Origin of the sequence: Amycolatopsis samaneae, from assembly GCF_039541975.1 — a bacterium.
GTDB lineage: Bacteria > Actinomycetota > Actinomycetes > Mycobacteriales > Pseudonocardiaceae > Amycolatopsis > Amycolatopsis samaneae.
Genome location: NZ_BAABHG010000002.1, coordinates 1 through 21,535, shown reverse-complemented (window position 1 = coordinate 21,535; position 21,535 = coordinate 1). Strand labels below are relative to the sequence as shown.

Genomic DNA, 21,535 nt, shown 5'->3' with positions numbered 1-21,535 from the left:
GTGTCGTTCGCCCCGGAATCATGACTACCCACCGAGAGGAGTCGAGCCGATGACCACCACCTCGGCCAGCTCTGTCCCCTTGGACGTGCCGGCGCTGCGCGCCGACTTCCCGATCCTGTCGCGCACCGTGCGCGACGGAAAACCGTTGGTGTATCTGGATTCCGGGGCGACCTCGCAACGGCCGGCGCAGGTGCTCGACGCCGAACGGCACTACGTCGAGACCTCGAACGCGGCGGTACACCGTGGCGCGCACCAGCTCTCCGAGGAAGCCACCGACGCCTACGAGTCCGCCCGCGCGCGGATCGCGGAGTTCGTCGGGGCGGACCCGGAGGAGCTGGTGTTCACCAAGAACGCCACCGAGGGCATCAACCTCGTCGCCTACTCCATGGGCAACGCCGCCACGGCGGGCCCCGAGGCCGCGCGCTTCGTCGTCGGTCCCGGCGACGAGATCGTCATCACCGAGATGGAGCACCACGCCAACCTCGTGCCGTGGCAGCAGCTGTGCCAGCGCACCGGGGCCACGCTCAAGTGGTTCAGGGTGACCGCCGAGGGCAGGCTCGATCTGTCCGATGTGGACGAGCTGATCACGCCGCGCACCAAGGTGGTCGCGTTCGCGCACCAGTCCAACGTGCTCGGTACGGTCAACCCGGTCGACTTCCTCGTGGAGAAGGCGAAGGCCGTCGGCGCGTTCACCGTGCTGGACGCCTGTCAGTCGGTGCCGCACTTCCCGGTCGACTTCCACGCCCTCGGCGTCGACTTCGCGGTGTTCTCCGGGCACAAGATGCTCGGCCCGTCCGGCATCGGTGTCCTTTATGGACGCCAGGAGCTGCTGGCCGCGATGCCGCCGTTCCTCACCGGTGGCTCGATGATCGAGCTGGTGAAGATGGAGGGCTCGACGTTCGCCCCGCCGCCGCAGCGGTTCGAGGCGGGCGTGCCGATGACCTCGCAGGCCATCGGGCTCGGCGCGGCCGTCGACTACCTCTCGGCGATCGGCATGGACCGCGTGGCCGCGCACGAGCACCTGCTCGCCGAGCGCGCGCTGGCCGGGCTGAGCGCGATCCCCGGCGTGCGGATCGTCGGGCCCGCGGATCTGGAGAGCCGCGGCGCCACGATCGCGTTCGAGATCGAGGGCGTGCACCCGCACGACGCGGGCCAGGTGCTGGACAGCCTCGGCATCGCGGTCCGGGTCGGGCACCACTGCGCGTGGCCGCTGCACCGGGCGTGCGGGGTGCAGGCGACCGTGCGCGCCTCGTTCTACCTCTACAACACACCCTCCGAAGTGGACGCGCTGGTGGCCGGTGTCCGCGAGGCGCAGAAGTTCTTCGGGGTCGCGTGAGATGAACCTGGAGAGCATGTACCAGGAGATCATCCTGGACCACTACAAGAACCCGCACGGGCGAGGGCTCCGTGAGCCGTTCGACGCCGAGTCGTTCCAGGTCAACCCGACCTGCGGCGACGAGGTGACGCTGCGCGTCAAGCTCGACGACGGGAAGGTCGCCGACATCTCGTACGAGGGTCAGGGCTGCTCGATCAGCCAGGCCTCGACGTCGGTGTTGACGGATCTCGTCGTGGGGCACACTGTGGAGGAGGCGTTCACCACCATGGACGCCTTCGTGGAACTGATGCAGGGCAAGGGCAAGGTCGAACCGGACGAGGACGTGCTGGAGGACGGCGTCGCCTTCGCGGGTGTCGCGAGGTACCCGGCGCGGGTCAAGTGCGCGTTGCTCGGCTGGATGGCCTTCAAGGACGCGGTAGCCCGAACCACCAGTGGAGCTGAAACAGCATGACCGAACCCATCACCACCGAGACCCCCGAGCACCGGGAAGGCCGCACGGCCGCCGATCTGCCGGAGCAGGCGGCGCCCGCCGCCGACGTCGCCAAGGTCGAGGACGTCGAGGAGGCGATGCGGGACGTCGTCGACCCCGAGCTGGGCATCAACGTCGTCGACCTCGGCCTCGTCTACGACATCCGGGTCGAGGCGGACAACACCGCCACCATCGACATGACGCTGACCTCGGCGGCCTGTCCGCTGACCGACGTCATCGAGGACCAGACCGGCGCGGCGCTGACCTCCGGCGGGCTGGTCAGCGACTTCCGGATCAACTGGGTCTGGATGCCGCCGTGGGGCCCGGAGAAGATCACCGAGGACGGCCGCGAACAGCTGCGCGCCCTCGGCTTCACCGTCTAGATCTTCATCGTGCCGTTAAGGCCGCCTTACGGGCGTCAGACGCCCGTAAGGCGGCCTTAACGGCTCTTTGGCTTGGTTTCCGGCTGATCAGCTTCCGCTGCCGTACGGGCGGGTGAGGATCTCCAGCTTGTGCCCGTTCGGGTCGTCGAAGTACACGCCGCGCCCGCCGTCCGCGTGGTTGATCTCGCCTGGCTTTTCCTTGTGCGGGTCCGCCCAGTAGTCCAGGCCGCGTTTGGTGATCCGGCCGAAGATGGTGTCGAACTCCTCTTCGCTGATCAGGAACGCGTAGTGCTGTGAGGTGATTTCGCCTTCGCTGTCCACGTAGTCCAGCGTCACGTCGTTGTCCACCTGTACCGCCAGAAACGGGCCGAGAGGTGACGCGGTGGGCAGTCCGAACAGATCGGTCAGAAACGCCGCCGACGCCGCCTTGTCGCGGGCCGCGACGATCGTGTGGTTCAGCTGGATGGCCATGATGCTCCCTCCGGTGTCGGGCCGGCGCGGTCGGCACCGGACCACTGCCGACGATAAAATGTCCAGTTTACTGGAGGTCAAGGCGCTTGCCCGTCGATGGCACGATGGTGCGATGACAGCGGCAAGGGGTGCGCGCCACCGGAAAGTCTCCGCTCTTCTGGCTTCCCTGGGCGACACCGTCTGCGGGCTACCGGTGCCCGCCGAGGGTGGCCCGGTCGCCCGCGACGAGTAATATCCGGCCGGGTAAGGAAATCCGGCCGGTAGGGGTGTGCGCCCGGCGTGGGTGTGACGAGCTATGCGCCGTCGCCCTCGCGCAGGGAACGGATCATGCCCCGCAGGATCCGGAACGCCTCCGCCCGCTCGGCCCCGGTCAGGCCGGCCAGCATTCTGACCTCGACGGACCGGACCGCCGCGCTGGCCTTTTCGAGACTCCGTCGTCCGCGAGGCGTGAGCCGGGTGGGAAGAACCTTCCCGACGGGCGCCTCCGTCGGCCTGGTCACGTGGCCCTCTCGTTCCAGGGTCTGGAGCAGCACGTTCATCGACTGCCGGGTCACGAACGCGCCCCGCGCGAGTTCGGAGTTCGACAGGCCCGGCCGCTGGGCCAGCAGTTCGAGGCAGGAGTAGTGCGTCACGCTCATCCCGAGCGGCCGCAGTACCTCCTCCATGGCCACGCGGAGGGCGGTCGACGCCTCTTTCAGCAGGTAACCCAGTGACGTCTCCAGGTTGACACCCGCCCCGTCTTGACTCATGTCAGTATTCTGACATACATTGACTCGTGTCAGAAGACTGACACGAAAAGAAGGAGTAGCACCATGCCCGCCACCGGCCCCGACTTCATCTCGTTCCAGGCACGCGACCTGAACGCCTCGCAGGCCTTCTACGAGAAGTACCTCGGCCTCGTCCGCTCGCCGGCCGGACCTCCGCACGCCGTCGTCTTCGAGACGAAGCCGATCGCGTTCGCCCTGCGCGACATCGTTCCCGGCACCGATCTCGACTCCGTCGCCCAGCCCGGTATCGGCGCCGCGATCTGGCTGCACGCCACCGACGTCCAGGCCATTCACGACGCGCTCGTCGCCGACGGTCACACCATCGTCTCCGCGCCGATCGACGGCCCCTTCGGCCGGACGTTCACCTTCGCCGACCCCGACGGCTACCGGGTCACCCTCCACGACCGCACCTGACGGGCGAACGTGGTGGAAGGAGCGCGGAAAAATACGATGGTGTAAAGGCGTTTCGAGAACTGTGCGGGTTCTCGAAGGTGAGGCCGAGTAGCCCATTCGAGGGATCGTGGGTGGCTGCCGTGCGGGTGCGTCTCCGGTGTCATCCATATTTCATCGGTCGTCATTACCGTCGCCACGGGTAGAACAACCGAATGCGGAGGTTTGCATGCGAAAAAGGTTTTCGGTTCTCGTGGCCGGTGTTCTGGCGATCGCGGGGCAGGCGCTCGTCGGCGCGCCGGCCGCGCACGCGACCGCTCCGTGCGAGGGCACGTACTCGATCGCGGTGGGCGGGACGGGCAGCACCTGGGATCACGACGGCTTTTACAACGTGACGCAGCACGTCGGGTACGACGCTCGTTTTCCCACCGGCGCCAACGCCCGGACCGGCGTCAACGAGCTGAACCGGCTGGTCCGTGACCAGCGTGCCGCGTGCCCGGGCCAGCACGTCAAGATGATGGGGTATTCCCTGGGGGCCGCGGTGGTGCACACGTGGGTCACGGAGAACTGGCAGACGTTCGACAACGTCAACGCCATCCTCATCGCGGACCCCAAGCGCCAGGGCCCTCCCGGGGCGAACGGCTCGGGTGAGCCGTTCGGCGGTGTGATCGGATTCCCGCTGGCCGGTACCGACAGGTTCTTCGGCAACGTGCCCGTCAAGACGGTCTGCAACTGGGACTACATCTGTGACGCGTCCGCCGATCCCACGCAGTATCCGAAGGCCCACATGGAGAACTACCCCAGCGACTGGGACGGCAACCACCACAACGACAACGCCAACGAAATGTGGTTCAACGGCGCCTGGCACCCCGCCAACTGGTAGCCGGAACGCCTCCAGGGGCGGCCGGATTCGCGGAAACGGAGTGCGGAACCAGCTGATGGCCTGTCTTTTCGCGGGCCATCAGCTGGTCGGCTGTGACCACAGCTTCAGCCGGTGAGCCGACGCGGAGGTCGAGTGACGGTCACGATGTCCCCTGAAGGTGTCCGATCATCGCGGTGGCGAACTTCTTCGCGATGCCGCAGGGGTCCTTTTTGTTCGAACCCATGCTGATGTTCGGGAGGACCGAGACCGCGAGCTGGTCGGTGACACCGACCCAGAGGGTGCAGACGCCGTTCGAGCGGCTGTCCTCGGTGGCGGCGAAGACGGCCGGGTAGCCGTTGATCGTGGTGGGTTCGAAGTAGGCCTGCTTGGCCTTCTGGGCGTAGATGTCGCTGATCCCGTGCTTGTTCTGCTCGATCGGCGTGTTGTTGACGAAGTTCAGGTTGCTTCCGGAGGAGGTCCAGCGGCAGCCGTTCAGCGCGCCGGTGCTCTTCTCACCGGGATACTTGAGGCCGACCTGCTCTGCCTCCGTGGCGTTGAGCACGCCGCACGGGTCGGCGATCAGGTCCTTGGCAGGCAGCGGGGACGGGACCTTGGGACCCGAGCCGCCGCTGTCGGCCGGAGCGCTTGAGCCTGCGCCGGCCGGCGGCTGAGCAGTTCCTCCGGCCCCGCCGGTCCCACCGCCGCAGGCGGAGGCGGCGAGCAGGCCGATCGCGGCGACGGCGGCCGCGGCGAGTCGGACGGTGCGGTGCGGCATCTGGTGCTCAGACTCCCTTGCTTCCTGGTTCATCTGCTCGCGGTCATCTTGCTCCGCCCGGCTTCGGTGCTGTGCGGCCGGATCCGGGCCCTTACCTCGACGGCGAGAAATCTCCGTGATCACCATCGAGATTGTGCCCGCCCTCGACGCGAGGCGCGGCCTGCCGCGCCGATATCGCCGAGATCGGCCCGGGGCCGGCCAGGCTGAGCTGCGTATAACGACCTATACGGGCAGGCGATAGACGGAAACGTGGGAGGTGGATTCGGCGGTGAACTCGGCGCCGGACCAGTCGGCGTGCCGGGACTCCAGCTCCAGCCCGGCCAGCCTGCCCATCAGATCGAGTTCGCCGGGCCAGACGTAGCGGTGCGGGCTGCGGCCCAGCCGGAACCGCCTGCCCTCGCCGAACTCGAAATGATGCGAGACGAGGTGCTGGCGCACGACGTCGTAGGTGTCCACGCCGAGATAGCCGGATTCGGAGTGGAAGACCACGGCGTCCTGTCCCGGCGGGAGCGTCCGCAGATCGGGAACGCCGAGTTCGATCACGAACCGGCCGCCGGGGACGAGATGCCGCGCGGCGTTGCGGAAACAGCCGACCTGTTCGTCCTGGGTGAGCAGGTTCGAGATCGTGTTGTAGACCAGGTAGACGAGCGGGTAGCGCCCCGGCGCGGTGGCGGTGGCCATGTCGCCGACGACCACCGGGATCGTCTGTTCGTCCACCTTGGTACGGAGCCGGTCGAGCATCGGGCGGGACAGTTCGATGCCGGTGACGGGTACCCCGCGCGCGGAGAGGGGGACGGCGACCCGGCCGGTGCCGATGGCGAACTCGAGTGCCGGACCGTCGCCCGCGAGCGCGGCGAGGCGGTCCACCACCGGTCCCAGCACCTCTGGCGCGAACATGCCGGTACCCGGTGTGTCGTAGTGCTGCGCGGCGTCGGCATCCCAGATCTCCTCCTGGCGCATGCACTCCACCATCACCGCGTCCGGCCGCGCCGTCCACCGATTTTCGGGACGCGCCGGAACCCGTCCGGACGGCCGGGACGTGGTGTAACGTCGTCCTCCGATCGGGGGAACGGCTTCGATGAACGTGCGCTTCGGAAGCCCGCCGAGCTCCCGCCCGTGTGTGCCGATGGTCCTTCGCGAGTGAGGATTTCCCATGACGTATGGCCCGCCGTCGCAACCGAACGCGCCGGTCCCACAGCCGGGTGGTGCCGGATGGCCCGGCGGGCCGCCGCCGGCCGACCGTCCACAGGGGATGGGCTACGCCGTCGCGGCGCTGGTGCTCGGCCTCTGCGCCTGCGTGGCGCCGCTCCTCCCGGTCGACCTGACCGGGGTGCGTGCCTACGTCGCGTTCCCGCCCGGTGTGGTTGGCGTGGCGCTGGGGATCATCGGCTGTCTCGGTGCGCGCCGCGGCAAGGCGCTGGCGATCGTGGGCATGGTCCTGTGCGGGATCGGGATGCTCCTCGGCGTCATCATGGTGGCCAACCTGACCGTGCGCTGACGGCACCGTTCCCGTTCCACGACAAGGAGGTTTCATGGGGGAAGCGCGCGGAGACAAGGAACATTGGACGCGCGTTGCGGCGGAGTGGGTGGACTGGGCGCGGGCGCCGGACCACGACGCCTTCTGGGCCTACCGCGACGCGCTGGCGGACTGTCTCGGTGCGGGCGAAGGGAAAGCGCTGGACGTCGGGTGCGGCGAGGGCCGCGTTTCGCGGCTGCTGACCGCCCTCGGTTACCAGGTGACCGCGGCCGACGCCGTCGCCGAGATGGTCGCCGCCGCGGAGCAGGCCGGGTCCGCGCACGAGTACGTCGTCGCGCCCGCGGGCGCTCTGCCGTTCGAGGACGCGAGTTTCGACCTGGTCATGTCCTATAACATGTTGATGGACGTGCGGGACGTGCCCGCGGCGGTCGGCGAGATGAAACGGGTGCTGCGCGAGGACGGGACGCTGTTCCTCTCGGTCGTGCATCCGCTGGTGGATCTCGAACTCCTCAAAGCGGGCGAAACGTACTTCGAGCAGCGGCATTTCGACACCGCCGCCGAGGCACGGGGCCTGAGCATGCACTTCGCCGGGTGGGCCCGGCCGATCGAAACCTACGCCGGCGCCCTGGAAGCCGCCGGCCTGGCGATCACCTCGATCCGGGAACCCGCCGCGAAGGTCCGGGACGAGCAGGGGCTCTGGGAACACGGCACCCGGTTCCCGTTGTTCCTGTGGCTGAAGGCCCGGCCCTTCCCCGGTTAATGCCTTGGGGCGCCGGGGAAAGATCTGCCAGACTGCCCGGGTGCGGACACGAATCGATCAGCTGGACGCGGTGTTCCCGACGGCGGGGGCGATCACCCTCGACCTGATCCGGCGCCCCGAGGTCGCCGACCGGTGGGCGCGGCCGAGCGTCCTGCCGGAACTGTCGGTCGGGGCGCTGGCGTGTCACTTCGGACGGCAGATGGTGCGTGCCGCGGAACTGTTGCCGGTGCCCTCGGACGTCCCGGCGCTGGACTCGGTGGACGCGCACTACCACCGGGCCGCGTGGGTCACCTCGACCTCGCCGGACGATCCGGCCAACGACCGCGGCCCCGACGACGCCGAGGCGGAACTGGGGGTGGCGGCGCTGCTGGAGCGGGTCGCCACGGCATCGGAGACGGTACGCGGGATCCTCGCCGACGGCCGCGCGCGAGACACCGTTTTCCTTCCCTGGCAAGGATGGGCACTGCGCCGGGACGACTTCCTGCTCACCCGGATGCTGGAGATCGTGGTGCACGCCGACGATCTGGCGCTGAGCGTCGGCGTGCCCACTCCGGAGTTCCCGGACGAGGTGTTCGCCCCGGTGCGCGCGTTGCTGGTGCGGCTGGCCGTGCGGCGGCACGGCCAGTCCGCGGTGATCAGCGCGCTGACGCGGCGAGAGCGCTCCCGGGTGATTTCCGCCTTCTGACCCGGGAACCGGTGTTCCTCAGCCGTTCGCCGGGAACGTCCACACGGCGCGGAAACCGGGGCCGACGACCAGCGTCGAGTGCCCGATCCGCTCCTCGTGCCTGCCCGCCACCGGCCGGTTGAGTGTCAGCTCGACCTGACGCAGCCCGGCCGCGGCGCGCGGGACGGCCTCGAACCGGATCGTCGTGCCGCCGCGCGTGGCCACCACGCCGCCGGGGACGGTCCGGACGGCGAACCCGCCCGCCTTCAGCAACGGGACGGTGCTGGCGAGGTCCCCTTCGGTGACCGCGAGGTGGATGCCCGCGACGTCCCGCATCTGGTGATCGCGGTAGTCGTTGTTCAGGTAGCGTTCCCGGCCGACGTCGCCGGGGAAGCGCGCCGGTTCGGTCTTGCTTCGCGCGTCGGCGAAGTACTCGGGCCGGTATTCCATGCCCCAGGCGCCGAAGCCGTCGTACTTTTCGGTGGTGAAGACGGCGTCGAACCACGGCACCGGGACGCCGTCGCCGAAGTCCCGCGTCTGCAGGAACTTGAGCGGGGTGACTCCTTCGTCCTTCAGCCGGTCGGCGACCGTGGCGAGGTCACCGGACCGCTCGACCGAGACCCCCATCCCGGCGGCACCGAGCGTGCCGTCCTGGCCCGCCACGTCGCCGACCCCGAACAGTTCGAGGTAGGTTTCGCGGCCCCGCAGGTAGCGGCCGGTCCACTTCTCCCCGCCCGACCCGGTCGTGGTGCGGACCTCGAAGCTGGCGAAGTCCCGAAGGTAGGCCGAATGCTCGATGGCGTCGGCGGTTTCCCGGTCCAGTACTCCATAAGAGTGATTGAAGAACAGTAACTGTCTTTCGGGCGTGGTTGTCTCGGCCTGTGCTGTCGCCACCCCGGAGAGGGCGACGGTCAGTGCCGCGGTGAACAGCAAGGTCTTGCGCAACGTCCGGCGAATCGTCATGGCAGGGATGGTAATTCGACGTAACCCGTTCCGGTGGTCTTTTCGGCCGCTCCGCCACGGCTGTCCGGCGGTTTCGGGACCCCTCCCGGCGGCCGGGTCTAGGCTCCGCCCGGTGAAGGGGACGACTGCGGGCGCCCGTGCCTGGCGCCGTCGTGTACCAGTGGTGTTGATCGCCGTGACCTGCGGCGCGACGGTGACCGTCGCGCTGACCGGGGCCGCGAAGCCCTTGGGCGGGATGCAGTTCCTGCCGGTCGGGCACTGGGTCTACAACCTCGCCGCGCGCTCGGTGTTCCACGTCGACGGGGCGACCAGCAGCGTCGACGCCCAGGCCCCGGTCCCCGGCGGGCCGGGCAGCCAGGTGGTGCAGGGCGACAGCAGCGGCTACGTCGTCGGCCAGGACCGGATCACCGAGTTCGGCAAGTCGAATCTCCATGTGGAGCCTTCGATCGCGCCGCCGACGGGTGAGGTCGCGGTCGGGGTCGAGACCGCGGGCGGGCCGTACCTGGTCTACCGCGAGGCGGGCCGGGTGGTGCGGCTCGGCCGTCCGCCCGCGTCGATGTCGGCGGGCGGGCCGGTGGGCGATCCCGTCGCCACCAGCAACGGGACGCTGTGGCTGTTCCGCAGGACCTCCGCGCTGCTGTGCGATCTGGTCAGCGGCGCGGACCAGCTCTCGGCCTGCCCGGTGACCGTCCCGCCGGGACACACCGGCGCGCTGACCCTGGTCGCCGACCAGCCCTGGTTCGTCGACACCACCGCGGCCCATCTGCGGCCGGTCGGCGCGGCGGGCCTCGGCACACCGGTGCCGCTCGGTTTCACCCCCTCGCCGCACGCGAACCCGGCGGCCAACGATGTTTCCGGCCGGGTCGCGATCCTGGACCGGCCGAGCAGGCACCTGTACTTCGTCAGCGCGAATCCTGGCGAGAAGCCGGTGATCGTCGAGCTGCCCGAGGGCGAGTACAGCGATCCGGTGTCGACCGGCCGGGTCGTCGCGCTGGTCGACCGGAAGTCGAACACCCTGGTGACCTACGACGTCACCGGCAGGAAGGTCGGCTCGCAGCCGGTTCCGGAGGAGGCGGGTCCGCCGCGGGTGAGCCGGGGCGAGGACGGCCGGGTTTACGTCGACGGCGCCGAGGGCGCGCACGTGCTCGTCGTCGACCACGACGGCAAGATCGTCGACGTCCCCATCGGCGGCGACCGCACCGGTGACGTGCCGAAACCGCAGAACCCGCCGGACGGCAGCGTCGTGCCGCCCGCGGACCGTCCCGGCGGCCAGGGCACCACCGCGCCGCCCGGTGGGCAGCACCAGCAGGGACCGGGGGACCGGCAGGGCCCGCAGGGCCGGGAGGAACCCCGGCGGCCGGAACCGCCGAAACCCCAGGTACCACCGGCGGCGCCGCCCGTCGAACCGCCGAAGCCACCGCCCCCGACGCCCCAGCCGCCAGTGGCGCCCGCGAGCCCGCCCGGCGCCCCGTCCTCGGTGTCGGCCACCGCGGGCAACGGCTCGGCGACGGTGTCGTGGGGTGCGGCGGCGGACAACCGCGCACCCATCACCGGCTACAAGATCAGCTGGGCGGGCGGGTCGACGACCGTCCCCGGTGACGCGCGCAGCGCGCCGATTTCCGGGCTGACCAACGGAACCCGCTACACGATCACGGTGAGCGCGGTGAACAAGGCGGGCACCGGACCGGGCGCGTCGGCCACGGTGACTCCAGTCGCCGCCGCGGGTGCGGTGACCAACCTCGCCGCGAAGCAGCAGGGCGGCAACGCGGCGGTTGTAACCTGGGGAGCGCCCCCGATGAATGGTGGAACGCTTCAGAATTATGTGGTCAGTGCGACCGGTAAGCCCACGCAAAACGTTCCCGGGACGAGCGCGACATTCAATGGGCTAAGCGGCTCGGTCACCTTCACTGTTTACGCGGTCACGAAAACCGCCGACGGACAAACGCTGAACGGCCCATCCAGGTCGACGACGCTCCAGATCGCGACGCAGGGGAGTATCACGATCAGCCAGGGCGCGCCAGCCTCTAGCGACAAGTGCTCTAAGAACTGCTATTGGGTCAACGCGTCTTTGAGGGGCTTCGCAGCGAATACTGTATACAGACTCAGGCTGGTTTCTGGCGCCAGCCACGTCGTCCACGAGGAGAACGCCACTCCGACCGACGCGAACGGTTCCGTGAATTACAACAAGATCGATTACGACCAGCCCGGTCAGAACGTCCGGATCGAAGTGCTTGACGCCAACGGCAGAGTGATCACAAGATCCAATACGATTACGTGGGAGAAACGATGAATCGAGCGCCTGCGGTACCGGCGCACGAGGTCTACGAACGGATCGCGGCGAATGTGCAGACCGTGGTCCGTGGCAAGCCCGACCTGGTGCGCCTGTCGATCGCCGCGCTGCTCGCCGAGGGACACCTCCTGGTGGAGGACGTCCCCGGTCTCGGCAAGACCACGCTGGCCCGCTGTCTGGCGCGCAGTGTCGGCGGCGGCTGGAACCGCATCCAGTTCACCCCGGACCTGCTGCCCGGTGACATCACCGGGGTCCCGGTGTACCACCAGCACGCGGAGCGGTTCCAGTTCCATCCCGGCGGGGTGTTCGCCAACATCGTGCTCGCCGACGAGATCAACCGCGGCACGCCGAAAACGCAGTCGGCGCTGCTGGAGGTGATGGCCGAGCGGACGGTCACCGTGGACTCCGTGCGGCACGAGGTGCCGCGCCCGTTCCTCGTGGTGGCGACGCAGAACCCGATCGAGATGGAGGGCACCTACCGGTTGCCGGAGGCCCAGCTCGACCGGTTCCTCATGCGGCTGGAGGTGGGTTACCCCGATCTCGCGGCGGAGGTCATGGTGATCATGAGCGACTGCGCGGGTGTCGATCCGGACGACCTGTCCCCGGTGGTGGACATCCCGACGCTGCTCGGCGCGGTGGCGCAGGTGCGGGCCTCGCACGTCGAGCGCGCGATCTGCGAGTACGCGGCGAAGCTGGCGGCGGCCACGCGCGAGCACGTCGCGCTCCGGTACGGGGCGAGCCCGCGCGGCAGTATCGCGCTGATCCGCGCGGCGCAGGCGGTCGCGGCCACGCGTGGCCGCGCGTTCGTCACTCCCGACGACGTCAAGGAAATCGCGCATCCGGTGCTCGGGCATCGCGTCATCCTGACCTCCGAGGCGGAGCTGAACCAGGTCTCGCCCGCCGAGGTGATCGACAAGGTGCTCGCCGCCGTGCCGGCGCCCGGGATGACCCGCTCGGGGGCCTGATGACCCCGGCGATGCGGCCCACCCGGCGGGGCGTGGCGGTACTCGCGGCCACCCCCGTCCTGTTCGCCGCCGGCCAGTGGGCGGGCTATCCGCTTCTCCTCGCGCTGGCCGGGTTCTGCGGCGGAACCCTGCTCGCGGCGCTGGCGCTCACCGCGCGGCGGCCCCGGGTGGAGGTCACCCGCGAGGTCTATCCCGAACGCGTCGAGCGCGGCGGGGCCGCGTTCGCGAAGCTGCGGGTGCGCAGCACCGCGAACCGGCGCCAGGCCGGCTTCACCGCGGGCGACCGGATCGGGCGCGGGTTCCACGCGGTCGCGGTGCCCGCGCTGCGGCCGGGCCGGGAGGCCGAGCGGGTCTACGATCTGCCGACCGACCGGCGGGGACGGCATCAGGTCGGGCCGCTGACGCTGGACCGCGTCGACCCGTTCGGGCTCGGCCGCGCGAGGGTGACCACCGGCGACACCACCACCCTGTGGGTGCATCCGCGGGTGCACCCGGTCCGCGCGCTCGCGGGCGGGCATCCCCGGCACCACCACGAAGGCGTGGGGTCGAACGAAGCGCTGCGCGGTTCCTTCGACCTGCGCGAGGTGCGCGAGTACACGGTCGGGGACGAGGTGCGGCACCTGCACTGGAAGGCCACCGCGCGGACCGGGCAGCTGATGGTGCGGGAGTACACCGACCCGGACCAGCCGAGGTTCACCGTCCTGCTCGACACCCGGTTCCCCGACGAGAAGTTCGAAGAGGCCGTCGATCTCACCGCCTCGCTGGCGGCGTCCGCCGCCGGGGCGGGCCACCGCTGCCGCCTGCTCACCTCGTGCGGTCTCGACGTCGCGACCGCGGGCGGGCCGACGGCGGTGCGGCTGCTGCTGGACGAGCTGACCCTGCTCGCCCCGCACCGCGACCAGGGGCTGGCGCTGGTGCCCGGTCCGCTCGCGCGGTCCGGTGGCGGCGGGCTCGCCGTGGTCACCGGGGCCCTGCCCGCCACCGATCTGGCGTCGCTGACCGGGGTGCGCTCGCGGTACTCGCCGTTCGTCGTGGTCGCCCTCGGCGGTGGGGTGGTGCCGGTGGTGCCGGGGGCGAAGGTCGTGGCCGCGCACGGCGCGGTGGACGCCGTCCGCCGCTGGAACGCGGTGATGCCGCGATGAGTGACCGAACCATGGATATGTTGCGCTGTAAGGGATTCATGCGCCAAGAAGGATTGGGCACTGTCTCGCGGAGCGAGGCGATCGCATGAGCGACGCTTGCGAGCGAATCGAAGACATCATGCGCCATAAGGAATTGGACACTGTCTCGCGGAGCGAGGCGATCGCATGAGGTCGCGGTTGGCCGTCTGGTGCGCGTTGCTCGCGGCGGCGGTGCCCGGGCTGATGTTCACGCCGGTGTTCGGGTTCGTCCCGCTCCTGCTGCCGATCGCGGCGGTGCTGGTCTCGTGCGCGCTCGTGGCGGAGCTCTGCGCGCGGCTGCCGGTGCTGCGGCCGTGGCGGCCGCTGCTGGCCGTGGTCCTCGGGCTGATCGCGATCGTCGAGACCGAACTGCGCGACACCACGAGCGCGGGCCTGCCGACCGGCGAGACGCTGCGGGCGCTCGTGGCGGGCGCGAGCCAGTCGTGGCAGCTGACCCTGCAGTCGACCTGGCCGGCGCGACCGGACGCCGAACTCCTGCTCTTCGTGCCGCTGGCGGTGCTGCTCGCCGCCGTGGCGGCCGTCGAACTGCTGCGCTGGACCCCGGCCGCGCTGGTGCCGGGGCTGGCGCTGCTCGGGCTGAGCCAGGCGTACGTCGCGTTGACGGGGCCGGTCGCGACGGCCGCGGGGCTGGCCTACGCCGCGCTGGCGGCCACCCTGTTCGTGCTGCGCCGCCCGTCGTCGGTCAGCGCCCGCCGGGTGACCGCGCTGGCACTGGTCGCGCCGGTGCTGCTGGGCACGGCGGGCGCGGTGCTGGTGACCGTGTTCGACCAGGGGAACCGGCCGTCCCTCTCGGCACGGACCGGCCGTGAGGTGCCGTTGCCGCCGACCCGGGTGGTCAATCCGCTCGACGAGGTCGCGGCCCGGCTGAAGCGGCCGGAGACGCCGGTGTTCAGCTACACGAGCCCCGACCGGGTCGATCGCTGGCGGCTCGCCGTGCTGGCGGAGTTCGACGGCGCGAGCTGGTTCCCCGACGACGACTACCGCAGGATGGGCAGCAGGCTCGACGCCGCGCCGGGCCTCACCGTGCCCACGACCGTCCACAGCGCACAGGTCACCGCGTCTACTGTGGACGTTCCGTGGCTGCCGAGCCAGGCCGCGCCCGCCGAGTTCACCGGGACCGCCCCGCTGATCGCCCCCGATTCGGGCATGCTGCTGGCCCAGCAGCCGCCCGGGCCGGTCGACTACCGGCTGAGCTGGCGTGAACCGGACGTCGACGCCAGGAAGCTCGCGGACGCCCCGATCGACTCGACGGTGCCCGCCCACGGGCTCGGCGCCGTCCCGCCGGGCATCGGCGAGCTGGCCAGGACGGCCGTCGGCGGGCTGCGGCCCTCGTTCCAGGCCGCGTTCGTGCTGGAGCGCTACCTGAGCACGAACTACCACGTCGCCACCGGCCCGGACCTGCCCACCGGCAGCGGCTGGCCGCAGCTGGGGAACTTCCTGCTCCGCACCAAACGCGGGACGAGCGAGCAGTTCGCGGCGGCCTACGTGGCGCTGGCCAGGATCGTCGGTATCCCGGCCAGGATCGCGGTCGGGTTCCGCGCGCCCGCCGGCCCGCCCGGCGCGCCGGTGGTGGTGCGCGACGGCGACGTCCTGGCCTGGCCGGAGGTCGCCGTCGCCGGGATCGGCTGGGTGCCGCTGGACCCGAGTGGCACGGCGGCGGGCCCCGGCGGCCCTCGGGGCGCCGCGCCGACCGGGCTGGCCGCGGCGACCGCGCAGGCGCGCGCGGATCTCCCGCCCACCAAGGAACTGAAGGATCCCCAGCTCCCACCGTCCGATGAGGACAGTGGGGACACCGGCACGGCCGGGTTCCCGTTCCTGCGGGTGCTGCTGCCGGTGCTGCTGGGCCTGGTCGTGCTGGCGGTGCTGGGCGTGGCCGGGCTGCCGGTGGTCAAGGCCGTGCGCCGGCACCGCCGTCGCCGCCGCACCGGTGCCGCCGGGGTGATCGCGGCCTGGTGGGAGGCGCGGGACCTGGTGCGCGCGCACGGGGTCGCCTGCCCGGCGGGCACCACGGTCCGTGAGCTGTCCGTGGCCGCCTCGGCCACCTTGGACCGGACCGTGGTGGACGGCCTGGTGTGGCTGGCCGCCCAGGTGGACATCGCGCTCTGGTCGGGGACCGGGGCGGACGGCGGTACGCTGAGCCAGGCCTGGGCGGCCGTCGCCGCGATCCGCCGGAGTCTCGCCGGGCGTTCGCGGCGCGAACGGGTGCGGGCGGCGTTCGATCCACGCTGTCTGTTCCCTCCACGAGAGGTGGTGGCGGTGGCATGATGACCCAGCAACGTTCGTCCTTCCGGCGCAGGCGCTCCGGCGGCACGACCTCGCCGGGTGCCTGGTCGGCCCCGATCGGCGCCGGACCGGTCGCGACCGTCTACTCCGGACACGCCGAGGGCGCCCCGGTGGCGTTCAAGGTGTTCCCGGAGCGGTTCGACCGGCGCACGCTCGTCGCCGTCGAGGACGAACAGACGAAGCTGGCCAGGCTCGTGGACACCTACGCGATCCTGCCGGTGCACGAGATCGACCAGGTCAGCGACGGCAAACACGCGCTGCGGATGGAGTTGTGCCAGGAGTCGCTGGCCGGCGTGGTCGCGCGGATCGGCGCCCTCACGCCGGAAGCGGTCCTCGGCCTCGGGCACGCCGTCGCCGCGGCGCTCGCGGCGGCGCACGCGGTCGGGGTGGTGCACGGCGGGGTCAAGCCGTCGAACGTGCTGATCCGCATGTCCGGGCAGCCGGTGCTGGCCGACTTCGGGGTGGCCCTGCGGCGGGCGTTCCGGCCGCCGGCCGAACAGCTGCTGGACGGCCTCGCGCCGGAGACGTTGCGGTCCGACACCCTCGACGAACGCAGCGACCTCTACGGGCTCGGCGCCCTGCTGCACACCGCGCTCACCGGGGAGCCGCCGCTGCCGAGCAAACTGGGCGAACGCATCGGCGACCGCATGCTGCGGCTGCTGAAGACCCGGGTGCCGATGATCGAACGGGACGGCGTCCCGCGCCCGCTGGCCGAGCTGGTCGCCCGGCTGCTGCTGCCCGAGCCGGGACTCCGCCCGCCGGGCGCCGCGTGGGTGGCCGAGCAGCTGGCCGATCTGCTGCCGGGCGCGTCGCTCGCGCCGGTCGTGTTCCCGGTCGCGCAGTGGCCGGAAGACGAAAACCAGGCGTGGCAGCCGAAAACGCAGCCCGACGAGCCCTTCGGGTTCTCCGGCACGCCGTCGTCGGGCACCGACTCGACGTTCCCGCCGGTGCCCCTGCCCCGCACCGAACCCCCGGGCCCGGCGGCGCCCGGTCCGGATCCCTCCGTCGCGCTCCAGCCCTCCGCCACGCCGTCCCGCGGGGCCTCCTCCGCGGTGACGCCGGTCGTCCTGCCGTCCGAAGTGGACTTCGCCAAGCCGGTCGAGGGGAAGGGCAAGGTCGCCGGGTCGCTGCGAGTGCTGTCGTTCGCGGGGGTCGGTGCCGCCTGTGTGCTCGCCGGCGCGACCGTCGTGTGGCTGTCACTGGACGGTTCGTCCGGGGCACCCGCACCGTCCACGTCGTCGTCCCCCTCGCCCGCCCCGCCCACGACCCCCGACGTCCAGATCGTGGTGGACCCGCCGATCGACCGGGGCAACGACATCGTGCTCACCTGGCGGACACCCCGGCCGATGGAGTCCGGCGTGGTGATCGCCACGGAAGGACAGGGCACCCGGACCCAGCTGGTGCTGCGGGCCACCACCCTGACGGTGCCTGTGGACCCGAAACTGCGGTACTGCTTCGAGGTGCAGGCCACGGAGGGCGGTCAGGTCTACCACAGCAGCCGGATTCCGGTGCGGGGCGCGCAGTGCGCGTCGTGAGCCGGGTCCGGTCCGTTACGGTGACGGCATGCTTCTCCGGTCGATCCTGTTGTTCGTCGCGGCGGCCGTGCTGGAGATCGGCGGCGCCTGGCTGGTGTGGCAGGGAGTCCGCGAACACCGCGGCCTGATCTGGATCGGCGGCGGCATCCTCGCGCTGGGCCTGTACGGGTTCGTCGCGACCCTGCAGCCCGACGCGCACTTCGGCCGGATCCTCGCCGCGTACGGGGGAGTGTTCGTCGCGGGCTCGCTCGCCTGGGGCATGGTCGCGGACGGCTACCGCCCCGACCGCTACGACGTCATCGGCGCGCTGCTGTGTCTCGCCGGGGTCGCGGTGATCATGTACGCGCCCCGCTCGGGATGAGTTTCCGTAACGGACGGGGGCCTCACCCGATAGAGTGACGTGACCGAACCGGATCTTCCGCTGCCCCCACCGCCGCCGTCATCCCCGGCCCCGGCGCGGCGCGGGGTTTCGCCGCTACTCGCGCTGATGATCGTCGCCACGCTCCTCGGGGCGGGCGTGGCCGTCTACGGCGGCTGGACCGCCCTTTTCGGCTATCACCGGGTAGCGGTCAGGGCCTCCGGTATGGGACCGACCCTGCCGCAGGGCATGATCGCCTACCGGTCGGCCGACGGCGTGGAACTCCACCGTGGGGACATCATCGTCTTCGACTTCGGTTCCTACCCCGGCGCCGACCGTTCGGGCCGGGTGATCGAACGGATCATCGGCCTCGGCGGGGACACACTGACCTGCTGCGATCAGCAGAACCGCATCAAGGTCAACGGGAAACCGGTCGCGGAGGAGTACCTCCACCTGCCGCCCGAGGAGGGTAAGGACCAGATGGCCTTCACCGCGCAGGTACCGCCGGGGACGGTCTTCGTCGCGGGCGACCATCGGAACAACTCCTTCGACTCGCGGATCATCAGCACGGAATCCGGCGCGGGAGCCATTCCGGTGTCCGAGGTGTACGGCGTGGTCGTGGCGGCCGGGAACCCGGTGACCGCGCGGGCGCTCACCCCGACGACGGCGTTCACCGACGCGGGGCTGCCCGGCGCCCCGCTGGCCGACAGCGGGTACGCGACGGCCCGCTGGCTGTTCCTCGGCGGGGCCGTGGTGTTCCTGGCCGGGTTCGTCGGTTTCCTCGTGGTCATCACCCGGTCCGCGCGGAAGCGACGGCTCGCCAAAGTCATCCCCTGACCGACACACCGGGGATGCCCTTCAGTTCGGCCAGCAGGGGAGAGCCGACCGTCACCGGGTAGTCGTCGAGGGCGTAGCGGCTGCGGCGCCGCTCGCTGACGAGCTCGAGCCGCACCGGGGTGTCGCCGCGGTGGGCGAGCAGGGTCTGTTTCAGCTCGCTCACCACGGCGAGGTCGAGCCTTTCGGCCACGGCCAGCAGCACCAGCGGCTGATCCGCGTCGCTACTGTCCACATCGGACAGGTCGAGTGGGACGAGTCCGCCGCCGAACACGGACATCTTGTCCTCCCTCCAGTTGACGCGGCCCTTCACGGCGACCGCGTTGTCTTCGACGAGTTCCGCCGCGAAAAGTGCGTAGGCCTTGGGGAAGAACAGCACTTCCAGCGCGGCGTCCATGTCCTCGACCGTGCAGATGGCCCAGGGCTCGCCCTTCTTGTTGACCCGGCGTTCCAGCGCGGTGATGAGCCCCGCGAGCACCACTTCGCCCTCCTTCGGAGGATCTGCCAGAAGCGCTGCCAGGGGTTTCCTGGCGTGCTTGCGGAGAATCCGTTCCGCGCCGTCGAGCGGGTGCGCGGAGACGTAGAGGCCGAGCATCTCCCGTTCGTAGCCGAGGAGCTGCTTGCGCGGGTATTCCGCGCCGGTGAGCTTCAGGTGGGCGAGCGGGGAGGCGGCCGAGTCGGGTGGGGTGTCGTCACCGCCGAAGAGGTCGAACTGGCCCATGGCTTCCTGGCGTTTGAGGGGGACGACGGCTTCGACGGCGTCTTCGTGGACCTGGATCATCGACAGGCGGGTGTTGCCCATCGAGTCGAACCCGCCCGCCTTGATCAGCGACTCGATCACCCGCTTGTTGCAGGCCACCAGCTCCGACTTGTCCAGGAAATCGGTGAACGAGGAGTACTTCCCCTTCTCCTCACGCGTCTTGATGATCGACTCGACCACGTTCGCGCCCACGTTCCGCACCGCACCCAGCCCGAACCGGATGTCGTCCCCGACGGCCGCGAACCGCAACGCCGACTCGTTCACATCCGGCGGCAGCACCTTGATCCCCAGCCGGCGACACTCCGACAGATACACCGCCGACTTGTCCTTGTTGTCCCCCACCGACGTCAGCAACGCCGCCATGTACTCCGCGGTGAAATTCGCCTTCAGATACGCCGTCCAGTAGCCGACGAGCGCGTACCCGGCGGCGTGGGACTTGTTGAACGCGTACCCGGCGAACGGGAGGATCGTGTCCCAGAGCGCCTGGACCGCGTCGTCGGAAAAACCGTTGCCGCGCATACCTTCCCGGAAACCAGCGAACTCCTTTTCCAGAACGTCTTTCTTCTTCTTGCCCATGGCCTTGCGCAGTACGTCCGCGCGGCCCATCGAGAAACCCGCGACACGCTGGGCGATCTTCATGATCTGCTCCTGGTACACGACCAGGCCGTGGGTCTCGGCGAGGATATCCTTCAGTGGTTCCGCGAGCTCGGCGTGGATCGGGACGATGGCCTGCCGGTTGTTCTTGCGGTCGGCATAGTTGTTGTGCGTGTTCATCGCCATCGGGCCGGGGCGGTAGAGCGCGTTGACCGCGATGATGTCGTCGAAGCCGGTCGGCCGCAGCCGGCGCAGCAGATCGCGCATGGCGCCGCCGTCGAGCTGGAACACGCCGAGGCTTTCCCCGCGTACCAGCAGCTGATAGGTCTCCTCGTCGTCGACGCCGAGCGTGTCGAGGTCGATGTCGGCGCCGCGGTTGGCCTTGATGTTGTCGATGGCGTCGCCGATGACGGTCAGGTTCCGCAGGCCGAGGAAGTCCATCTTCAGCAGGCCGATGGCCTCACACGAGGGATAGTCCCAGCCGGTGATCACCGCGCCGTCGTCCCTCCGCCACAGGGGAATCGCCTCGACCAGTGGTTCGGCGGACATGATCACGGCGCAGGCGTGCACACCCGCGTTGCGGATCAGGCCCTCCAACCCCCGCGCCGTTTCGAAGATCGTTTTGCACTCTTCGTCGGTCTCGACCAGCGCGCGGACCTCGGCGGCCTCGCCGTAGCGCTCGTGCTGGGAGTCGACGATGCCGGACAGCGGGATGTCCTTCGCCGCGACCGGTGGGGGAAGCGCTTTCGAGATCCGGTCGGCGATGGCGTACCCCGGTTGTCCGAAGTGGACACGGGCCGCGTCCTTGATCGCCGCCTTCGTCTTGATCTTGCCGAACGTGATCACCTGGGCGACCCGGTCGGCACCGTACTTTTCGGTGGCGTAGCGCACCATCTCGCCCCGGCGCCGGTCGTCGAAGTCCATGTCGATGTCGGGCATCGAGACGCGTTCGGGGTTGAGGAACCGCTCGAACAGCAGGCCGAGATCGATCGGGTCGAGGTTCGTGATGCCCAGCGCGTAGGCCACCAGCGAGCCCGCCGCCGAGCCACGGCCGGGGCCGACCCGGATACCCACCCGGCGGGCGTGGGCCATCAGGTCCGCGGTGATCAGGAAGTAGGCGGGGAATCCCTTGTGGACAATGACGTCGATCTCGTATTCGGCCCGTTCGAGATAGGCGTCCGGGACGCCGCCCGGGAGACGCCATTGCAGCCCGTCCGTCACCTGCGCGCGGAGCCAGCTCTCGGCGGTATGTCCATCCGGGACGGTGAACACCGGCATGCGGTCCTTGTGTGCGTAGACCTCTTCGTAGGACTCGACGCTCTTGGCGATCAGCAGGGTGGAGTCGGCGGCACCGGGGACCTCCTTGTCCCAGTACTCCCGCATCTCCGCGGCCGACTTCAGGTAGTAACCATCCCCGT

General features: G+C 70.2%; 21 protein-coding genes. 15 read left to right on the top strand and 6 right to left on the bottom strand.

Features of this window, described 5'->3' with window-relative positions; all coding sequences use genetic code 11:
- Window positions 1–49 precede the first annotated feature (49 nt).
- The 3 genes from ABD987_RS03620 to ABD987_RS03610 are packed head-to-tail and all read left to right on the top strand — an operon-like array spanning window position 50 to window position 2,188.
- Window positions 50–1,336 (top strand): cysteine desulfurase, encoded by a 1,287-nt coding sequence (locus tag ABD987_RS03620; protein WP_345386877.1) that lies wholly within the window; start codon window positions 50–52, stop codon window positions 1,334–1,336.
- A gap of 1 nt (window position 1,337) precedes the next feature.
- On the top strand, window positions 1,338–1,787 hold the full coding sequence (gene sufU, locus ABD987_RS03615; RefSeq protein ID WP_345386875.1) for a Fe-S cluster assembly sulfur transfer protein SufU: 450 nt from the start codon (window positions 1,338–1,340) through the stop codon (window positions 1,785–1,787).
- Window positions 1,784–2,188, top strand: a complete 405-nt coding sequence (locus ABD987_RS03610; RefSeq protein WP_345386873.1) for a metal-sulfur cluster assembly factor — start codon at window positions 1,784–1,786, stop codon at window positions 2,186–2,188. The genes sufU and ABD987_RS03610 overlap by 4 nt, the downstream gene beginning before the upstream one ends.
- Window positions 2,189–2,275: 87 nt before the next feature.
- Here the strand turns inward: ABD987_RS03610 and ABD987_RS03605 are convergent, their stop codons facing one another.
- Window positions 2,276–2,659: a VOC family protein gene (locus ABD987_RS03605; RefSeq protein WP_345386871.1), complete on the bottom strand. Its 384-nt coding sequence runs from the start codon at window positions 2,657–2,659 to the stop codon at window positions 2,276–2,278.
- 293 nt (window positions 2,660–2,952) lie between these two features.
- The gene (locus tag ABD987_RS03600) at window positions 2,953–3,408 is read right to left on the bottom strand and encodes a MarR family winged helix-turn-helix transcriptional regulator (RefSeq protein WP_345386869.1); all 456 of its coding nucleotides are present in this window, start codon (window positions 3,406–3,408) and stop codon (window positions 2,953–2,955) included.
- 63 nt (window positions 3,409–3,471) lie between these two features.
- Between ABD987_RS03600 and ABD987_RS03595 the strand changes: the two genes are divergently transcribed.
- Window positions 3,472–3,840: a VOC family protein gene (locus ABD987_RS03595; RefSeq protein WP_345386867.1), complete on the top strand. Its 369-nt coding sequence runs from the start codon at window positions 3,472–3,474 to the stop codon at window positions 3,838–3,840.
- 205 nt (window positions 3,841–4,045) lie between these two features.
- On the top strand, window positions 4,046–4,699 hold the full coding sequence (locus ABD987_RS03590) for a cutinase family protein (protein ID WP_345386865.1): 654 nt from the start codon (window positions 4,046–4,048) through the stop codon (window positions 4,697–4,699).
- Window positions 4,700–4,838: 139 nt separating this feature from the next.
- Here the strand turns inward: ABD987_RS03590 and ABD987_RS03585 are convergent, their stop codons facing one another.
- Both ABD987_RS03585 and ABD987_RS03580 read right to left on the bottom strand, forming a co-directional pair.
- Complete coding sequence (locus ABD987_RS03585) at window positions 4,839–5,576, bottom strand: DUF3558 domain-containing protein (RefSeq protein ID WP_345386863.1); 738 nt, start codon at window positions 5,574–5,576, stop codon at window positions 4,839–4,841.
- A 99-nt stretch (window positions 5,577–5,675) separates the two neighbouring features.
- Window positions 5,676–6,413 (bottom strand): class I SAM-dependent DNA methyltransferase, encoded by a 738-nt coding sequence (locus ABD987_RS03580; RefSeq protein ID WP_345386860.1) that lies wholly within the window; start codon window positions 6,411–6,413, stop codon window positions 5,676–5,678.
- A 193-nt stretch (window positions 6,414–6,606) separates the two neighbouring features.
- Between ABD987_RS03580 and ABD987_RS03575 the strand changes: the two genes are divergently transcribed.
- From ABD987_RS03575 to ABD987_RS03565, 3 genes are read left to right on the top strand one after another with little or no spacing between them, the layout of a single operon-like run.
- The gene (locus tag ABD987_RS03575; protein ID WP_345386858.1) at window positions 6,607–6,951 is read left to right on the top strand and encodes a hypothetical protein; all 345 of its coding nucleotides are present in this window, start codon (window positions 6,607–6,609) and stop codon (window positions 6,949–6,951) included.
- Between the two features lie 34 nt (window positions 6,952–6,985).
- Window positions 6,986–7,690 (top strand): class I SAM-dependent methyltransferase, encoded by a 705-nt coding sequence (locus tag ABD987_RS03570; RefSeq protein WP_345386856.1) that lies wholly within the window; start codon window positions 6,986–6,988, stop codon window positions 7,688–7,690.
- Between the two features lie 40 nt (window positions 7,691–7,730).
- Window positions 7,731–8,375 (top strand): maleylpyruvate isomerase N-terminal domain-containing protein, encoded by a 645-nt coding sequence (locus tag ABD987_RS03565; protein ID WP_345386854.1) that lies wholly within the window; start codon window positions 7,731–7,733, stop codon window positions 8,373–8,375.
- An 18-nt stretch (window positions 8,376–8,393) separates the two neighbouring features.
- On the opposite strand, the gene ABD987_RS03560 is transcribed toward ABD987_RS03565, so the two are convergent.
- On the bottom strand, window positions 8,394–9,317 hold the full coding sequence (locus ABD987_RS03560; protein ID WP_345386852.1) for a DUF5829 family protein: 924 nt from the start codon (window positions 9,315–9,317) through the stop codon (window positions 8,394–8,396).
- Between the two features lie 112 nt (window positions 9,318–9,429).
- Between ABD987_RS03560 and ABD987_RS03555 the strand changes: the two genes are divergently transcribed.
- The 7 genes from ABD987_RS03555 (at window position 9,430) to lepB (ending at window position 18,766) form a co-directional block, all read left to right on the top strand.
- Window positions 9,430–11,607, top strand: coding sequence for a fibronectin type III domain-containing protein (locus ABD987_RS03555; protein WP_345386850.1), 2,178 nt, complete (start codon window positions 9,430–9,432; stop codon window positions 11,605–11,607).
- Complete coding sequence (locus ABD987_RS03550; protein ID WP_345386848.1) at window positions 11,604–12,572, top strand: AAA family ATPase; 969 nt, start codon at window positions 11,604–11,606, stop codon at window positions 12,570–12,572. The genes ABD987_RS03555 and ABD987_RS03550 overlap by 4 nt, the downstream gene beginning before the upstream one ends.
- Window positions 12,572–13,714, top strand: coding sequence for a DUF58 domain-containing protein (locus tag ABD987_RS03545; protein WP_345386847.1), 1,143 nt, complete (start codon window positions 12,572–12,574; stop codon window positions 13,712–13,714). The genes ABD987_RS03550 and ABD987_RS03545 overlap by 1 nt, the downstream gene beginning before the upstream one ends.
- A 165-nt stretch (window positions 13,715–13,879) precedes the next feature.
- Window positions 13,880–16,018, top strand: coding sequence for a transglutaminase TgpA family protein (locus ABD987_RS03540; protein ID WP_345386845.1), 2,139 nt, complete (start codon window positions 13,880–13,882; stop codon window positions 16,016–16,018).
- Window positions 16,018–17,571 carry a serine/threonine protein kinase gene (locus ABD987_RS03535; protein WP_345386843.1) on the top strand — a complete coding sequence of 518 codons (1,554 nt, stop codon included), beginning with the start codon at window positions 16,018–16,020 and terminating at the stop codon, window positions 17,569–17,571. The genes ABD987_RS03540 and ABD987_RS03535 overlap by 1 nt, the downstream gene beginning before the upstream one ends.
- Window positions 17,572–17,599: 28 nt before the next feature.
- On the top strand, window positions 17,600–17,932 hold the full coding sequence (locus ABD987_RS03530) for a YnfA family protein (RefSeq protein ID WP_345386841.1): 333 nt from the start codon (window positions 17,600–17,602) through the stop codon (window positions 17,930–17,932).
- Between the two features lie 39 nt (window positions 17,933–17,971).
- Entirely contained in the window at window positions 17,972–18,766 is a 795-nt protein-coding gene (lepB, locus tag ABD987_RS03525; RefSeq protein ID WP_345386839.1) for a signal peptidase I, read from the top strand.
- Here the strand turns inward: lepB and dnaE are convergent.
- Window positions 18,756–21,535, bottom strand: a 2,780-nt coding sequence (gene dnaE / locus ABD987_RS03520; protein WP_345386837.1) for a DNA polymerase III subunit alpha, incomplete at its 5' end; no start/stop codon positions are given. The two genes, lepB and dnaE, sit on opposite strands and share 11 nt — an antisense overlap.

What these genes read in the sequence shown, in the direction of transcription:
- ABD987_RS03580 (WP_345386860.1), bottom strand. Translation starts at nt 6,413, where the DNA reads ATGCGCCAGGAGGAGATCTGGGATGCCGACGCCGCGCAGCACTACGAC.
- ABD987_RS03600 (WP_345386869.1), bottom strand. Translation starts at nt 3,408, where the DNA reads ATGAGTCAAGACGGGGCGGGTGTCAACCTGGAGACGTCACTGGGTTAC.
- ABD987_RS03595 (WP_345386867.1), top strand. Translation starts at nt 3,472, where the DNA reads ATGCCCGCCACCGGCCCCGACTTCATCTCGTTCCAGGCACGCGACCTG.
- ABD987_RS03540 (WP_345386845.1), top strand. Translation starts at nt 13,880, where the DNA reads ATGAGGTCGCGGTTGGCCGTCTGGTGCGCGTTGCTCGCGGCGGCGGTG.
- ABD987_RS03545 (WP_345386847.1), top strand. Translation starts at nt 12,572, where the DNA reads ATGACCCCGGCGATGCGGCCCACCCGGCGGGGCGTGGCGGTACTCGCG.
- ABD987_RS03550 (WP_345386848.1), top strand. Translation starts at nt 11,604, where the DNA reads ATGAATCGAGCGCCTGCGGTACCGGCGCACGAGGTCTACGAACGGATC.
- ABD987_RS03570 (WP_345386856.1), top strand. Translation starts at nt 6,986, where the DNA reads ATGGGGGAAGCGCGCGGAGACAAGGAACATTGGACGCGCGTTGCGGCG.
- sufU (WP_345386875.1), top strand. Translation starts at nt 1,338, where the DNA reads ATGAACCTGGAGAGCATGTACCAGGAGATCATCCTGGACCACTACAAG.
- ABD987_RS03610 (WP_345386873.1), top strand. Translation starts at nt 1,784, where the DNA reads ATGACCGAACCCATCACCACCGAGACCCCCGAGCACCGGGAAGGCCGC.
- ABD987_RS03575 (WP_345386858.1), top strand. Translation starts at nt 6,607, where the DNA reads ATGACGTATGGCCCGCCGTCGCAACCGAACGCGCCGGTCCCACAGCCG.
- ABD987_RS03535 (WP_345386843.1), top strand. Translation starts at nt 16,018, where the DNA reads ATGACCCAGCAACGTTCGTCCTTCCGGCGCAGGCGCTCCGGCGGCACG.
- ABD987_RS03530 (WP_345386841.1), top strand. Translation starts at nt 17,600, where the DNA reads ATGCTTCTCCGGTCGATCCTGTTGTTCGTCGCGGCGGCCGTGCTGGAG.
- ABD987_RS03620 (WP_345386877.1), top strand. Translation starts at nt 50, where the DNA reads ATGACCACCACCTCGGCCAGCTCTGTCCCCTTGGACGTGCCGGCGCTG.
- ABD987_RS03590 (WP_345386865.1), top strand. Translation starts at nt 4,046, where the DNA reads ATGCGAAAAAGGTTTTCGGTTCTCGTGGCCGGTGTTCTGGCGATCGCG.
- ABD987_RS03605 (WP_345386871.1), bottom strand. Translation starts at nt 2,659, where the DNA reads ATGGCCATCCAGCTGAACCACACGATCGTCGCGGCCCGCGACAAGGCG.
- ABD987_RS03560 (WP_345386852.1), bottom strand. Translation starts at nt 9,317, where the DNA reads ATGACGATTCGCCGGACGTTGCGCAAGACCTTGCTGTTCACCGCGGCA.